This is a genomic window from Amycolatopsis sp. NPDC043885, assembly GCF_056435685.1.
In genome coordinates this window covers 1,059,905-1,075,231 of sequence record NZ_JBWKEA010000001.1, presented here as the reverse complement: position 1 = coordinate 1,075,231, position 15,327 = coordinate 1,059,905, and the positions used below count along the sequence as shown (strand labels likewise).

Below are 15,327 nucleotides of genomic sequence, written 5' to 3'. Positions count from 1 at the left end.
CGTATACGTTGACCAGGTGGAAACCCACGGAATCCGGGTGCTCGAACCACCCGAAGGGATTCCGGCGACGAACATGCCGGTCCTGGTGGACCTGCTCGACCGCAACACCGTCACCGCCGGGACGATGGCCATCGCGACCGGACTGCTCGTGGCGCTGGGCGTCGTGCTCGCGGTGTCCGGGGGACACGGGATCGCCGCGCCCCTGGCCCTTCTGGTCTTCATGACACCGTCTTCGGTGTACTTCGGCTACTCCGCCCTTGCCGGATCCTCCTCGATGCGGAAGCTCACCGGCAAGCCGTTCCGCCTGGTGAACGGGCTGGACGGCGCCGTCGTCGCCGGTGCACGGGTGAGCGTTCCCCTGGACGGGCGGTGGCTCGTCGTGCGGTTACCCGCTCCGCTCCGGGCGCAACTCGCGGCCCAGCGACGGCTCTGGGTGCTCGGCCCGTTCGTCGTGCTGCCCGGTGTCGTCGTCCCGCGCCGCGGTGCGTTCCGCGACACCGCGGTGAAGGGCTCGATCCCGTTCGCCGCGGAGCCGGTGTCGCCGGGCCGGATGCTCGCGACCCAGCGGCGTTTTCTCGCGGCGTACTACTTCATCACTGTCGCGATGCTGCTCGTCGCGAGCGCGTTCGGCTTCTGGACGGCGGTCGACTATCCGCGGCGGGACAGCGTCGTGGTGAAGGTGACGTGGTTCTTCGGCTACGGCTGCGCGGTGGGCGCCCTCGGGCTCGCGATCGTCGCGGTGATGCTGCTCAGGAAGCTGCCCGAGCCGCGGTGGACCGAACTCGCCGTCGTGCCCGGGCCTGCCTCGGTCAACCAGTTCGGCATGGTCACCGTGAAGGGCAGGACCGTCCTGCCCGACGGACGCGAGGTCGGCGTCACCGCCGGTGGTTCGGATCCGTCGCTGGCCGCGAACATCGCCGCGACCGGACGGCTGTGGGTGCTCGGCGTGCCCGCGGCCGGGAAGACGGCGAAGGCCGGAGTGCCCGGTCACGCGGTTTTCGGACCGGTCCGATTCGGCCGGTGACGTCAGCCGAGCGAGCGCCGGGTCGCCTCCTCGGTCTCCACGACACCTCGCCGGATCCCTTCCAGTTGTTCGCTCAGCTCGCCGATGGTCGTCGTGTCGAGCAGCGAATCCCCGGTGGCGGCGGACAATTCGGCCGCCCTGGCGACCAGGCCGTCGAGTCCGAGCGCGCCGGATCGCAGCTGTGCCAGCAGTTTCCGCTGCGCGCTCGAAAGCCGCGCGTGCACGTCCTCCTGTGCTTGCACGGCTTCGAGCGACTGGGTCAGGTCGCCGCGGATGTCGTCGTCGGCGGTCTTCAAATCCTTCCGCAGCCTGGCTTTTTCGGCCGACACCGCGCCGAGGTCCACGCGCGCCAGCGCCTTCCCGGTGGCGGACGTGCGGGCGGCCAGGCGCCGGAGGGTGTCGACGGTTTCCCGCACCACCGGTTCCATGTCGGCCACCCGGCCGGCGAGCGGTCCGGTGTCGAGCGAAGCGGAAATCGACCGGAACCCGTCGGCCGCGGCCTCCGCGCGCCGCAGCCAATCCGCCTCCGGGGAACCGGGCTTGACTTCGGGGAATGGCCGTTCTTCGGGCTCTGGCAAGGGTTTCGGCCGCGTGGCGGCGGCGACTCCGGCGCGGGCGGCCAGCACGGTCACGCCGACGCCGAGCGCGGCGAGCACCGGCAGCTGCACGGCCCAGGCCGCCCCCGCCGACGTCGCCGCGAGGAGCAGTCCCCACGGCTCACCGAGTTCACGGACGAAACGCATAACCGAGGATCTCAGAAATTCGAGATCACGGCGGTGAAGACCTGGTCGATCGAGTCCGGTTCGGACGAGTCGTACCCGACCCCCTGGGTGGTCTCGGCGATCTCCTTGAGCACGTCCAGATCGGCGTCGGACCCGTACGCGATGGTGAACAGCCGCACCGCTTCGCCGCCGCCCTCGGCCCGCAGCCGTCCGACGAGGTTCGGCAGATCGATACCGCCGGGATCCTCGTTCCGGCCGTCGGTGAGCACGACGACCGCGTTGATCGCGTTCGGATCCAGCCGCTGCTTCATGAACTCGTACGCGGCGAGCGACGAATCGTAGAGCCCCGTGCCGTTCTGCGGGGTCAGCCCGTTCAGCCGCGACGCCAGCTCCTGCCTGCCCGGTTCACCGCCGATCGGCGACACCGGCCGCAGCTCCACGAAGTCCTTGTCGCCGTCGAGTTTCGTCGAGAACATCCACAGCCCGACCTTGTCCGCGTCGCTGAACTGCGGCAACGACGCCACGGCCGCCTGTTTCGCGAGATCCATCTTGTTCTTCCCGGTCCCGCCGACGCCGTCGCCCATCGACCCGGAGACGTCGACGACCAGCAGCACGTTCGCCTTCTTCCGCAGGTCCTTCCACGACTTCAGCACCTCGGTCAGCACCGGCGGGCTCGGCGGGCGGATGAGGTTGAGCTTCGAATCCGGCTCGGCGCCGTTCTCCTTCGTTGTCTGCGAACCGGGCTTGCCGTCGAACGTGCGGAAGCCGATGTCACTGAACTTCTGCTGCGCTTCGGCGCCGCGCAGATGCGCGAGGAAGTCCGCCGCGACCTGCTTGTGGAGATCGTCGGCCCAGTTCAGCACGGTGAACGGGTGATCGGAGTTGAGCGTGCCGTCGCTCGGATAGATCCCCACGAGCGGCACCTTCGGCGGCGCGTGCTGCCCGCGTTTCGCCGGGTCGTTGGTGGGATTGCCCTGGTTGTAGCCGACGAGCGAGTTCTCCTCGACCGTGACCGCCGAGATGTACGACATCGCGGCGCCGCGGTCGTCGGCCTTCTGCAGGTTCGTCAGGAACGTCAGCGTGTTGTCGCCGTAGTGGACGATGGCCTGCTCGACGTTCTGCACGAACGTCCGCGCCTCCGGCTTCGCGAGCGCGTTCGCGGTGAGGTCGGAAGACGTGCCCGTCGCCGCGTAGTAGGCGCCGATGGTGGCGTTGAGGCCGGAGGTCGAGATGTTCGGATTCGTCTTGCCCAGCCGGAACTTCCCCCATTCCGGGTGGCCGTATTTCGCCCAGCCCTGCGGATCCGTGGCCAGCGCGGCGAGATCCTTCCAGCCGATGCCCTTGCCCGGCCAGCCGAGCGCCTCGGCCATCGGTTTCGGCATCGCGACGACCAGCGGCGCGTTCGCGACCGATTCCGGGTCGCCCTCGGGCACCAGCGCGGGGTGGTCGGAGCCGGTGAGGTTCTGGCGCAACAGGTTCACCCAGCCCGACGCGGCGGGTGTCCAGACGTCCGGGCGCGGGCCGTCCACCGCCTCGTTCCAGCCGCGGGACAGCGCCTGCATCGCGGTGCCGGACGATTTCGACCGCACGAGCACGTCGACGCAGCGTCCGGCCACCGTGCGGCCGCTGTAGCCCTTGGCGATCTCGGCGACCACGCCCGCCTTCTCCGGCGACGACGACACCTGCAGCTTGACGGCGTCACCGGTGGTGCACTTCGCCTCGACGGCCTCTTCGCCGGAGTCGCTCGTGATCGCGCGCAAACCGATGATCAACCCGATCGCGACCACCGCGGCGGCCACGAACGCCAGCACCTTGCGGCCGCCGCGGGACTGCCCTGGATTCACGACCATGGAGAACCTCCCGGTGAGAAACACCGATTATCCGGAGGTTTCGCCTTGCCAGGCTTGGCGTTGCCGAACCGTTGCGGCCGTGGCGGTACTTATCCCGCCACGTTCCCGCATTTAGTCCTCTGAATGCGTGAGCGCCTGCTCGCGCCGGCCTTCGAATACCGCATTCAGAGGACTAAATGCATGGGCACTAAGCGCCGGGGCCCCGGCCGGACCAGGTCCACGCGTAGCCGGGGTCTTCCGACGCGTCGGCCGCCTCACCGAGGTCCAGCGGCGCGAAGGTGTCCACCATGACCGCGGTCTCGTCGAAGAACTGCGCCCCGATCGACGCTTCCGCCGCCCCGGGCTGCGGCCCGTGCGTGAAGCCGGACGGGTGCAGCGAAAGCGAGCCGACCCCGATCCCGGAGCCCTTGCGCGCCTCGTAGTTCCCGCGCACGTAGAACATCAGCTCGTCCGAGTCGACGTTCGCGTGGTTGTACGGCACCGGGATCGACTCGGGGTGGTAGTCGACCTTGCGCGGGCAGAACGAGCAGACCACGAAGTTCGGGCCCTCGAACGTCTGGTGCACGGGCGGCGGCTGGTGCACGCGGCCGGTGATCGGCTCGAAGTCGTCGATGTTGAACGCCCATGGGTACAGGCAGCCGTCCCAGCCGACGACGTCGAACGGGTGGGTCGCGTAGGTGTAGCGCGTCAGCCCGGCGCGGTGCCGCACGAGGACCTCGACGTCGGTGCCGTCCACGACCAGCGGCTCGGACGGGCCGCGGATGTCGCGTTCGCAGTACGGCGAGTGCTCCAGGAACTGGCCCTTCGCCGACAGGTACCGCTTCGGCGGGCCGATGTGGCCGCGCGCCTCGATGGTCAGCAGTTTGACCTCATCGTGCGGGAGCACACGGTAGGTGCACGACGTCGGGATGACGAGATAGTCGCCGTCCCCGACCTCCAGGGAGCCGTAGATCGTCTCGACGGTCGCGCCGCCGCCCTGGACGTAGAACAGTTCGTCGCCCGCGGCGTTGCGGTACAGCGGCGACGGCTTGGTCGCGTGGACGAAGCCGATGGTGACGTCGGCGTTGCCGAACAGCCGCCGCCGGTCGGTGACCGCGTCGGCGTCGCCGAACTTGAGGTCCTGGGTCTTGAACGCGCGGGGCTTGAGCGGGTGGTTCGGGGTGATGGGGCCGCGCTCGTCCTCGATCGCGACCGCGTCGACGATCGCGGTGGGCAGCCCGCGGTGGTACAGCAGCGCCGAGTCCGCCGAGAAGCCCTCGACACCCATCAGTTCCTCGGCGTACAGGCCCCCGTCGGGCTTGCGGAACGCCGTGTGGCGCTTGTGCGGGATCTCGCCTACCTGCCGGTAGTAAGGCATCGGAATCTCCCCGGAACGTGTCCGTTGTGCGAACGATTTTGTCCTGATGTCGTACGCTACTAGCGTGTCAGTCGTGTCAAGCGCTGTGGAACTCACGCCACCCGGCCCCCGAGGAATCCCTCCCCTGTTCGCGCGGCTCGTCGACGACTCGGCGTTGTTCCCGCCCGGCGAGGCGTCCATGCCCGAAGCGCTGCGAGCGCACTTCGTGTCGAGGGCCGGTGAGCACTCCGGCGTCCTCGGTGTGTTCCTGTGCCAGGCGTCGCGGCTGCCCGAGCTCATCACGGAACTCATCAAGATCAAACCCAAGGAACCGCTGCCGCTGTCGCTCATCATCGACACCGGCCTCGGCGGCGTCCCGAAGGCGATCTCGATCGTCGAATCGCGCAGCGAGATCCTCAGTCTGCGCATGGTGGAGATGCCGGCGCCGTCGGACGTCGACGAGGTCTGGCTGGAGCGGGTCTCCGAGTTCGTGCCCGAGGACGTCATCCGCGTGGTCGAGCCGCGGCGCGGCGTCGGCTGGCTGGACGGCGTGCGGAAGGTGATCGAGCACGGCAGCTGGCCGAAGATCCGCTGCGGCGGCAAAGCGGGTGAGAACTTCCCCAGCGTCGACGAGGTCGCGGACTTCCTCGCGGTCGTCAGCGGCTCGACAGGGGCGTCGTTCAAGGCGACGAACAGCCTGCACCGCGCCGTCCGGCACACCGAGGAGTCGAGCGGCTTCACCCACCACGGGTTCCTGAACCTGATCGTGGCGTCCGCGCGCTGCCTTTCGGGCGGTGACGTGCGCGCGGCCCTCGAATCGACCGACGGCGCCGCGCTGGCCGCCGAGGCCAAGGGGATGTCGGACGAGGCGGCGAAGGCCGTTCGCGGGCTCTTCGCCTCGTACGCGGCGGCCTCGTTCGACGAGCCGGTCGCCGACCTCGGGGAACTCGGGTTGCTGTGACTCGTGAAGGGTCGCTGACCCTGGACCGGGGGCTCGCGCTGCTCCAAGCGGTCGCGGACGCCGGTGGCGAGGCGGCGACGATCTCCGAACTCGCCGTCGCCATCGGCGCGAGCCGGGCCGCCGTCTACCGGCTGCTCGTCCCGCTGTCCGAACGCGGACTGGTGTGGCGTGACGGCAACAAGGTACGGCTGGGGGTCGGCCTGCTCCGGCTCGCCGGACAGGTCCTCCCGCAGCTCCGCGAGGCCGCGAGGCCGGTCCTGCGTGAGCTGGCGGAGAAGGTCGGCGCGACCGCGCACCTGTCGGTCGCGCAGGGAGACCAGGCGCAGGCCGTCGCGGTCGTCGAACCGTCCTGGACGAGCTTCCACGTCGCCTACCGCGTCGGTACCCGGCATCCGCTGTCCGCCGGCGCCGCGGGCAAGGCGATCACGCTGCGTCCCGGCGGCGGCGAGGGCTGGGTCACCTCGTCGGGTGAGCTGGAAGCGGGTGCCTCCGGGGTCGCCGCACCCGTGCGGGGGGTGCCGGGCTTGAAGGCCAGCCTGGGTGTCGTGTCCCTGGAGCCGCTGGACGCGTCCGTGGTGGGTCCGGCGGTCGTGGCGGCCGCCGTCCGGCTGGCCGAGGTGCTGAAACAGCCCGAGTAGCGCTCAGTGTCTGTTGGTGAAACCCGCGTCCGCGATCGACGTCGGCAGGGCGCTGCCTGGTCATCCAGGTCACGATGAAGCGAACAGGGCACCCTGCCACCGCGATAGCCGGGGCCTTCGGCCGGGGCGGGTACGTCTCAGCTCCGCCAACAGGCTCTCAGCGGTGGCTGAGCAGCGGGCGGACCATGGTCGCCAGCAGCGTGAGGTCGACCGCGAACAGCAGCCGCTCGAACAGGCCGAGCGTGACCTCCTGATGCGACGGGCCGGTGAGCATCGTCCAGACGAATCCGCCTAGCACGATCACCACCGCGGCGAAGCTGGCCACCGAAAGCCGCCGGATCGTCGTGCGGCGCGGCTCCCACGGGCATCGTGCCCGGCCGGGGCGGGTCAGCACCCAGGCGGCGGCGGGGAGCGCCAGGAAGGCCGCCAGCGCCGCGTAGTTGTGGATCTGCCCGGCCAGTGACCGGGCCTGGCCCTCGGGGTCGACGGGGACGAGCGCGAGGACGAACAGCCCGGCGCACCACACACCGAGGAGGACGAGGACGGACTCGTAGCCGCGCCGGTGCGCTTTCGCGATCCCGCCGAGCAGGGCGAGCGAGCCGAACCCCAGCGCCAGGCACATCGCGCCGAACAGCGGGGCCGCCGTCGAACCGGGCGAGAGGTAGCCGTAGACGTACTCGGACAGCGTCTGCCAGATCGGGCTGACCTGGCTGGACAGCCTCAGGTGCAGGTCGATCGAGATGGCGACCGCGACGGCCATGCCGAAGACCGCGAGCCTGCCGTGCACAGGGGAAACGGCGAGTGTCTTCGGCGAGGTCACGACCGGTTTCTCCAGGCACGTCGGGGCGGGTGTTCACCTTTTCGTTCCCGAAAGGTTACCCGGCGAACCTGTGAAGACCCCGTGCGCCTCAGAACGCCAGCTGGGCCAGCGCGAACAGCGAGAACCCGGCGAAGACGAATCCCGCCACGCGCTGGATGAGCTTGGGACGGATCCGGCTGCGGACCTTCGCGCCGATGAAGACGGCGAGCCCGGCGACGGCGACAAGCGCGACGAAGGAGCCGAGGGCGACCGCGAACGGGTTGCCGAAGCGAGCCGTGAGGCTGGCTGTCGCGAGCTGGGAGGCGTCGCCCCATTCGGCGGCGAACAGCACGCCGAACGACGTCAGCGCGGAGCGGAAGAAGGTCGCGGGGCTCGGCCCGGAGCGCGACGCGTCCTCTCCGCCGTCCTTGCCGGTACTGAACCCTTCACGAAGGAGCATGAACGCGCCGATTCCGAACATCGCGGCGACGATCACGGTCACCAGTGTCTCCGGCAGCAAAGTGAGCACGCTGCCGAAGGTGGCGGCGATCGCGGATTGCACGGCGAATGCGGCGGTGACCCCGACGAATACCGGCCACGCGCGGAAACGGGTGGTGAGAACCAGGGTGGCGACGAGGGTCTTGTCCGGTAGCTCCACGGCCATTACCAGGCCAAACGCGCTGATCAGCGCCAGCATCGAGCTCGACATGACAGTGCTTCACCCCTTTCACTGCAACGATAAAGGGGTGTTTCAGATAAAGGCAAGCTGATGGCTTTTCCGAATCGCATGGGATGTGCGGGCGAATTGTATTTCATGGCTGGGCTGAATTGAGTTTTCGGCAAACCGAATTCTTTTTTCCGGCTCCGCTGGTAGCGTCCGGGCGCATGGACGAGAGAGCGCGGATCGAAGACGTGTGCAAACGGCTGAAGGAGCACTATGTGTTCCCCGACGTCGCCGAGAAGCTGACGGTGCTCCTGCGGGCGAGGCTGAGTGACGGCGCGTACGCGGGCCTCGACGATCAAGCGTTCGCCGTCGCGGTCACCCAGGACCTGCAGTCGGTCAACGGGGACAAACACCTGCGGCTGCGGCATCACGTCGACCCGTTGCCCGAGGTGGACGGGGAGTCGTTCGATCCCGAGCAGTATCGGCGCGAGGCGGAGCTGAACGGCCATGGCATCGCGTCGGCGCGGCGGCTGGCCGGGAACGTCGGCTACCTGGAGACCAAGCTGCTCTACGGGCCGGATATCGCCGGCGAGGCGCTGGCCGCGGCGATGACGCTGCTCGCGACCACCGACGCGCTGATCGTCGACGTCCGGGAGAACCGGGGCGGGGATCCGATGGCGGTCGCGCTGCTGATCAGCTATCTGGTCGGCGAGCCGACGCATTTCAACAGTATCTATCTGCGCGACGGCGACGTGACCAACCAGTTCTGGACGCTGCCGTACGTACCGGGCCGCAAGTTCGGCGCGGACAAGCCGGTGTGGGTGCTGACCGGGCCGACGACGTTCTCCGGCGCCGAGGATCTGAGCTACTCCTTGCAGCAACTGGGGCGGGCGAAGACGGTGGGCGCGGTCACCGGCGGCGGGGCGAACCCGCGGCGACAGTACAAAGTGGACACCCATTTGGACGTCACCGTCCCGGGTGGACGGGCCGTGAACCCGGTCACGGGGACCAACTGGGAAGGCGTCGGCGTTCAGCCCGACATCGCCGTCGACGTCGAGGCCGCTTTCGACACGGCGTACGCGTTGGCGCTGGAACACGTGCTGACGCTGGGGGATTCGGGTGTGCGGCGGCAGGTCGCCGACGAGGCGAGGCTCACACTCGCCGGCCTCGGCTGACCAGGGCGCGGGACCTACGTCCCGGCGAGATCGGGACCACTTGAACTGGCGGGCTCATCGGGCGTTGAGCAGGCTTGAGGCGTGGAAGTTCTCGATCTCGCTCGGTGGCAGTTCGGCATCACCACCGTCTACCACTTCCTGATGGTCCCGCTGACCATCGGGCTTTCGGTCCTGGTCGCCGGGATGCAGACGGCCTGGGTCCGCACGGGTGATCAGCGGTACCTGAAGATGACCAAGTTCTGGGGAAAACTCCTGCTGGTCAACTTCGCGATGGGCGTGGTCACCGGCATCGTGCAGGAGTTCCAGTTCGGGATGAACTGGAGCGCGTACTCGCGATTCGTCGGTGACGTGTTCGGCGCGCCGCTGGCGATGGAGGGGCTTGTCGCGTTCTTCGTCGAGTCGACCTTCCTGGGGCTGTGGATCTTCGGCTGGGACAAACTGCCGAAGAAGGTCCACCTGGCGTGCGCGTGGGCGTACTCGCTGGCGACGGTGGCGTCCGCGTACTTCATCCTGGCGGCGAACTCGTGGATGCAGCATCCGGTCGGGGTCGAGTTCGTCGACGGGAAGCCGACGATGAACTCGATCTGGGCGGTGCTGACGAACAACACCGCGCTGGCCGCGATCCCGCACACGCTCGCGGGCGCCTTCTCGGTGGCCGCGGCGTTCCTGGTCGGTGTCGCGGGCTGGCAGCTGTGGCGCAAGCGTTCGGAGGACGACGAGCACCGCGCGGTGTGGCGTTCGTCGTTGCGTCTCGGCGGCTGGACCGGCGTGGTGGCGTTCGCGGTGCTGGCGATCACCGGCGACCTGCAGGGCAAGCTGATGTTCGAGCAGCAGCCGATGAAGATGGCGTCGGCGGAAGCGTTGTGCCACACGGAGAAACCGGCGAGCTTCTCGATCATCGCGATCGGCGACGTGCGGAACGCCAACTGCGAGGACGTCAAGACGTTCAATGTGCCCGCCCTGCTTTCGTTCTTGGCGCACAACGACTTCTCGACCGAGGTCAAGGGCGTTGAGAACCTGGTGACCGAATACCAGGCGAAGTACGGCACGAACTACCCGGACGACCCGCAGCTCGGTTCGCTCGCGGGCAAGCCGATCGACTACGTGCCCAACCTGCCGGTGACCTACTGGGGTTTCCGCGCGATGATCGGCTTCGGCGCGATCTCGGCCGGGATCGGGGTGCTCGCGCTGTGGCTGACCCGGCGTGGGCGGATCCCGGGGCAGCGGTGGTTCCCGTGGCTCGTGCTCGGCGGGATCGCGACCCCGTTCATCGGCAACAGCGCCGGCTGGATCTTCACCGAGATGGGCCGTCAGCCGTTCGTGGTGGTGCCGAACCCGACCGGTGTCGACGGGGTGTGGATGTTCACCGCGCAGGCGGTCTCGAAGTTGTCCACAGGCGAGGTCTGGACGTCGCTGATCGCTCTGACGACCGTCTACGCGGTACTCGGCGTGGTCGAGGTCTACCTGATGCGGAAGTACGTCCGCGGCGGCGTCGACGCGGTCATGCCACCCAAGAAACCGGCCTCGACCAGCGAAAACAGCGACTCGAAAGGCGGTGACGGCGATGACGACGCGCTGGCCTTCGCCTACTGATCGCCTCTTTACGTCACCTACCCAGCCCCCCGCCCTTCCCGGGGGACGGCCCCGCACCCAGCGTATCGGGGGTATCGCTCAGGCGGGTTACCCACAGCCGATCTGTGGACAACTTGAGCGGTTGTGGATAACTCAGGGCGACCGGGGCTTGAGGGGGCTGCTCGGGCGGGCTCGGGCGGTCACGAGGCGTTGTGAAAGCCACTTTCGCAACGTCCCGGCGCGGGAAGCGGCTCAGCGCCGAGCGAAGGCTGTCGAAGCAGTGCAAGCACTCGAAGTGAACGAAGCAAGCAGGAGTGCCCGATGACCCTCGAAACGATCTGGTTCTGCGTCATCGCCCTGTTCTGGCTCGGCTACCTCTTCCTCGAAGGCTTCGACTTCGGCGTCGGCATGCTCATGCCGGTCCTCGCGAAGGACAACACCGAGCGCCGCGTCATGGTCAACACGATCGGCCCGGTCTGGGACGGCAACGAGGTCTGGCTGATCGTCGCCGGCGGCGCGATGTTCGCCGCGTTCCCCGGCTGGTACGCGTCACTGTTCTCGGCCGCGTATCTCCCGCTCCTGGTGGTCCTGCTCGCCCTCATCGGCCGCGGCGTCGCGTTCGAATACCGCGGCAAGGTCGACTCCGATCGCTGGCGCCGCAACTGGGACCGCGTCATCGGCATCGGCTCGTGGATCCCGCCGTTCGGCGTCGGCCTCCTCCTCGCGACCACCGTCCTCGGTCTCCCGCTCGACGCCGACGGCGACCGCGTCGGCGGCCCGTTCGCCGCACTCAGCGTCGAAACGCTGCTCGGCGCGATCGCGGTCGTCGGGTTCTCGCTGGTCCACGGCGCCGCGTTCCTCGCGCTCAAGACCGAAGGCGACCTCCGCCACCGGGCGCGGAACCTGGCCACCCGCCTGCTCCCGGTCGCGCTGATGCCGTTGCTCGCGTTCCTCATCCTCGTGCAGCTGCGCTCGGGCGACCTGTGGACGCTGCTCCTCATCGGCGTCGCGGTCCTCGCCGCGGTGCTCGCGTGGTTCAAGATCCGCGCCGGCCGCGAGGGGCAGGCGTTCGCCGCGCTCGGCGGGGTCATCGCGGCGTCCGCCGTCGCGATCTTCGTCGCCCTGTACCCGAACGTCCTGCCGTCCACTGTGGACCCGGCGAACACGTTGACGATCGCGGGCGAGGCGTCGAGCCCGTACACCTTGACCGTGATGACCTGGGTCGCGCTGTTCGGCGCTCCCGCCGTCCTGATCTACCAAGGCTGGACGTACTGGGTGTTCCGCAAGCGCATCGGCACCCGGCACATCCCACCGGTCCACGCGCCATGACCGAACTTCCCGGCCGCGACACCCTTTCCGCCACGGAGTCCACAATGGACCCAGCGCGACCGGGGAAGGGTCCGCTCGGCGCGCTGGCTCCACTTTCGAGTGCGGCGCGCCGGGCGTTGATCCTCAGCGGGACCCTGTCCTTCGTCAACGCGGTCTTGCTGGTGGGACAGGCGTTCCTGCTGGCCGATGTCCTCTCCGCGGTCGTCCGCGGAACACCGGGGGACCGCACCGCCCAGCTGGCCGTGCTGCTCGCACTCGTCGCCGGGCGCGCGCTGACCGGCTGGGCGGTGCGGATCGTTTCCGTTCGCGCGGCCGCCCGCGCGAAAGAGGAGCTGCGTGCCAAAGCCCTCGACCACGCCTTGAAACTCGGCCCGGAATGGATCGCGCGCCGCGGTCACGGCGAGCTGACGTCGTTGACCACCAAGGGACTCGACGCGCTCGACGCCTACTTCACCCAGTATCTCCCGGCATTGGTGACCGCCGCGATCGTGCCGCTCGCCGCCGGTGCCGCGATCCTGGTCGCCGACTGGCCGTCGGCCGTGCTCGTCGTGATCACCGTGCCGCTGGTTCCGCTGTTCGCCATCTTGATCGGCAAGCACACCGCCGAGCGGGTCACCGAAGCCGCCGACGCCGAACAACGACTGTCGGGGCATCTGCTCGAACTCGTCCGTGCACTGCCGATCCTCAGCGCGTTCCGCCGCGCCGGGGCGCAGGCCGAGACGGTCCGGAAGATCTCCGAACGTCATCGCCGCACAACGCTCAAGACGTTGAAGGTCGCCTTCGCGTCGGCGTTCGCGCTGGAACTGATCGCGACGCTTTCGGTCGCGCTGGTCGCGGTCGTCATCGGTGTCCGCCTGGTCTCCGGCGAACTGTCGCTGGCCATCGGGCTCGGCGTGCTGATCCTCGTACCGGAGTGCTACCAGCCGCTGCGAGCGGTCGGTGCCGCGTTCCACGCCAGCGAGGACGGCGTCGAGGCCGTCCGCCGCGTCGCGGATGTGCTCTCGGAATCCTTGCCGGACAACGGTTCCGAGACACCCGCCCAGGGCGAGATCGACGTCCGCGGACTGCGTGTCGCCAGGCGGGGAGGATTCGCGCCCGACGGCGAGACGTTCAGCGTCCGGCCCGGCGAGATCACCTGGTTGCGCGCGCCCAGCGGCGGCGGCAAATCGACGACGCTCGCCGCACTGCTCGGCTTCGTGCAGGCGCACGACGGGTCGATCACTGTCGGCGGTACCGACCTCGCCGACGCCGATCTGGAGCGGTGGCGGGAGAACGTCGCCTGGGTGCCGCAGTCGCCGGTGTTCGGCGGGGGCACGGTCCGCGAGGAGGCCGGCGGCGAAGACGTCCTCGGCGAACTCGGGCTCGCCGGCCTCGCCGAGCGGCCGGTTTCGAAGCTGTCGCAAGGACAACGGCAGCGTGTCGCGGTGGCGCGGGCGCTGACGCGGGTCCGGTCGGGCGCGTGGCTGCTCCTGCTCGACGAACCCACCGCCCACCTCGACGAGGCCAACGCCGCACTCGTCATGACCGCGGTCCGCGAAGCCGTCGACGAGGGTGCCGCCGCGATCATCGCCGCCCACGAGCGCACCTCCGGTGTCGACATGTCGGCCAATGCGATACCTGAAGCCGGAGTCGTGGAAGAAACGCGGGCGATCCGGCCGCTGCCCTGGCGCGACCTGCTGAACCCCAGGTTTTTCGGCGGCGCGTTGCTCGGCGCCGCCGCGTTGCTCGCCGGGGTCGCGCTGACCGCGCTTTCGGGTTGGCTGATCGCCAAAGCGTCGCAACAGCCGCCGATCCTGACCCTGACGGTGCTGATCGTCGGCGTGCGGACGTTCGGTCTCGGCCGCGCGGGGCTGCGTTACCTCGAACGGCTGGTCACGCACGACGCCGCGTTCCGGATCGCCGGAAGCCTGCGCGTCCGGCTGTGGGATTCGCTGGTGCGGCTCGGCCCGGCACGAGCGCTTCGGGCCGGCGAGGAGCAGCGGCGGCTCGTCGGCGACACCGACACCGTGCGCGACCTGCTTCCGCGCGTGATCACGCCGCTGATCGTGGTCGCGCTGGTGGCCGTCGGCGCCGTCGCGGTCCAGGCCGTCGTGCTGCCCGAAGCCGGTCTCGCGCTGGCCGCGGCCGTGCTGGTCAGTGCGTTCGCGCCGCTGCTCGCGCTCCGGGCGGAACGCCGCGCGACCAGCGCGCTGGCCGCCGGACGGCGTTCGGTGGCGGCGCAGGTGCTGAGCCTGTTCGAAGCCGCCGCCGAACTGATCGCGTACGGGGCCGACAAAGAGCGACGTCGCCGAATCGCCACCACCGACGCCGCGCTGACCGCCGAAGCCCGGCGACAGGCCTTCGGCGCCGGAGCGGCCGACGCCCTGATCATCCTGGCGACGGGGGCCGCCACCGTCGTGAGCACCGGGTTCGCGGTGAGCGCCGTCGCCGCAGGCGCGCTGAACCCGGTACTCGCGCCCGTGGTCGCCCTGGTGCCGCTCGCGCTGGCGGAGGTCCTCTCCCTTCTTCCGCCCGCCGCGCAGCACTGGGACACCCTTCGCCAGGCCCGTCTGCGCCTCGCCGCGTGCAATGAAGGCGTCCTTCATAGCAAAATTTGCAATGAAGGGGCCTTTCATAGCACCGGCGGGGTGCGGATCCGGAACGCCGACCTCGGCTGGCCCGGCACCGAGCGCCCGGTCCTCACCGGGGTCGACCTCGACATCGCGCCCGGGACGCACGTCGCCGTCGTCGGCCCGAGCGGCGCCGGGAAGTCGACGCTCGTCGCGGCCCTGCTCGGCTTCCTCAAGCCGAGCAAGGGTGACGTCGCCGTTCCCGAGAACGTCGCCTGGGCGCCGCAGGAACCGATGCTCGTCTCGACCACGGTCGCCGAGAACCTGCGTCTCGCTCAGCCGGCGGCGTCCGAGGCCGACTTGCGGAAAGCCTTGTACGAAGCCGTTCTCGAGGACGTCGAGCTCACGACGATGCTCGATAGCGCCGGCGCCGGGCTCTCGGGTGGACAGGCGCAGCGGGTCGCGCTGGCGCGGGCCGTTCTCGGTGCCGCCCGGGCCGATCTCGTGCTGCTGGACGAGCCCACCGCCCACCTCGACGAACCGACCGCGCGCAGCGTCCGCGAACGGCTCGGCGAGGCACTCGCCGGGAAGACCGTCGTCCACGTCACGCACAACGCCGCCGAAGCCGACAGCGCGGACGTGATCCTGGAGGTTCGGGAGGGCCGGGTCACAGCGCGAACAAGGGCCGGAGCGGTCTAATGTCGATAG

The 15,327-nt window shown here is 69.4% G+C and carries 12 protein-coding genes; 7 read left to right on the top strand and 5 right to left on the bottom strand.

What is annotated here, in order from left to right; all coding sequences use genetic code 11:
* The first annotated feature begins 16 nt into the window (after positions 1 to 16).
* Positions 17 to 1,024, top strand: coding sequence for a hypothetical protein (locus tag AC069I_RS05395; protein WP_478264901.1), 1,008 nt, complete (start codon positions 17 to 19; stop codon positions 1,022 to 1,024).
* 2 nt (positions 1,025 to 1,026) lie between these two features.
* Here the strand turns inward: AC069I_RS05395 and AC069I_RS05390 are convergent, their stop codons facing one another.
* From AC069I_RS05390 to AC069I_RS05380, 3 genes are all read right to left on the bottom strand, one after another.
* Positions 1,027 to 1,767 carry a hypothetical protein gene (locus AC069I_RS05390; RefSeq protein WP_478264900.1) on the bottom strand — a complete coding sequence of 247 codons (741 nt, stop codon included), beginning with the start codon at positions 1,765 to 1,767 and terminating at the stop codon, positions 1,027 to 1,029.
* An 11-nt stretch (positions 1,768 to 1,778) separates the two neighbouring features.
* Positions 1,779 to 3,596: a substrate-binding and vWA domain-containing protein gene (locus AC069I_RS05385; protein WP_478264899.1), complete on the bottom strand. Its 1,818-nt coding sequence runs from the start codon at positions 3,594 to 3,596 to the stop codon at positions 1,779 to 1,781.
* A 187-nt stretch (positions 3,597 to 3,783) separates the two neighbouring features.
* A complete protein-coding gene (locus AC069I_RS05380; protein ID WP_478264898.1) occupies positions 3,784 to 4,953 on the bottom strand; it encodes a homogentisate 1,2-dioxygenase domain-containing protein in 1,170 nt (389 codons plus the stop codon).
* An 85-nt stretch (positions 4,954 to 5,038) separates the two neighbouring features.
* Here AC069I_RS05380 and AC069I_RS05375 point away from each other — a divergent pair, with 85 nt between their 5' ends.
* Positions 5,039 to 5,893 (top strand): hypothetical protein, encoded by an 855-nt coding sequence (locus AC069I_RS05375; protein ID WP_478224435.1) that lies wholly within the window; start codon positions 5,039 to 5,041, stop codon positions 5,891 to 5,893.
* Positions 5,890 to 6,531, top strand: coding sequence for an IclR family transcriptional regulator (locus AC069I_RS05370; RefSeq protein ID WP_340685952.1), 642 nt, complete (start codon positions 5,890 to 5,892; stop codon positions 6,529 to 6,531). Before AC069I_RS05375 ends, AC069I_RS05370 begins: the two co-directional genes overlap by 4 nt.
* Before the next feature lie 157 nt (positions 6,532 to 6,688).
* Here the strand turns inward: AC069I_RS05370 and AC069I_RS05365 are convergent, their stop codons facing one another.
* Positions 6,689 to 7,351 carry a DUF998 domain-containing protein gene (locus AC069I_RS05365; protein WP_478223796.1) on the bottom strand — a complete coding sequence of 221 codons (663 nt, stop codon included), beginning with the start codon at positions 7,349 to 7,351 and terminating at the stop codon, positions 6,689 to 6,691.
* An 88-nt stretch (positions 7,352 to 7,439) separates the two neighbouring features.
* A complete protein-coding gene (locus tag AC069I_RS05360) occupies positions 7,440 to 8,027 on the bottom strand; it encodes a TMEM165/GDT1 family protein (protein ID WP_478224434.1) in 588 nt (195 codons plus the stop codon).
* Between the two features lie 188 nt (positions 8,028 to 8,215).
* Here AC069I_RS05360 and AC069I_RS05355 point away from each other — a divergent pair, with 188 nt between their 5' ends.
* The 4 genes from AC069I_RS05355 (at position 8,216) to cydD (ending at position 15,318) form a co-directional block, all read left to right on the top strand.
* Entirely contained in the window at positions 8,216 to 9,169 is a 954-nt protein-coding gene (locus tag AC069I_RS05355; RefSeq protein WP_478223795.1) for a S41 family peptidase, read from the top strand.
* A gap of 81 nt (positions 9,170 to 9,250) precedes the next feature.
* Entirely contained in the window at positions 9,251 to 10,762 is a 1,512-nt protein-coding gene (locus tag AC069I_RS05350; RefSeq protein ID WP_478223794.1) for a cytochrome ubiquinol oxidase subunit I, read from the top strand.
* 300 nt (positions 10,763 to 11,062) lie between these two features.
* Positions 11,063 to 12,070, top strand: a complete 1,008-nt coding sequence (gene cydB / locus AC069I_RS05345) for a cytochrome d ubiquinol oxidase subunit II (RefSeq protein WP_478223793.1) — start codon at positions 11,063 to 11,065, stop codon at positions 12,068 to 12,070.
* A 44-nt stretch (positions 12,071 to 12,114) separates the two neighbouring features.
* Positions 12,115 to 15,318 (top strand): thiol reductant ABC exporter subunit CydD, encoded by a 3,204-nt coding sequence (gene cydD / locus AC069I_RS05340; RefSeq protein WP_478264897.1) that lies wholly within the window; start codon positions 12,115 to 12,117, stop codon positions 15,316 to 15,318.
* The last annotated feature ends 9 nt before the right edge of the window (positions 15,319 to 15,327 follow it).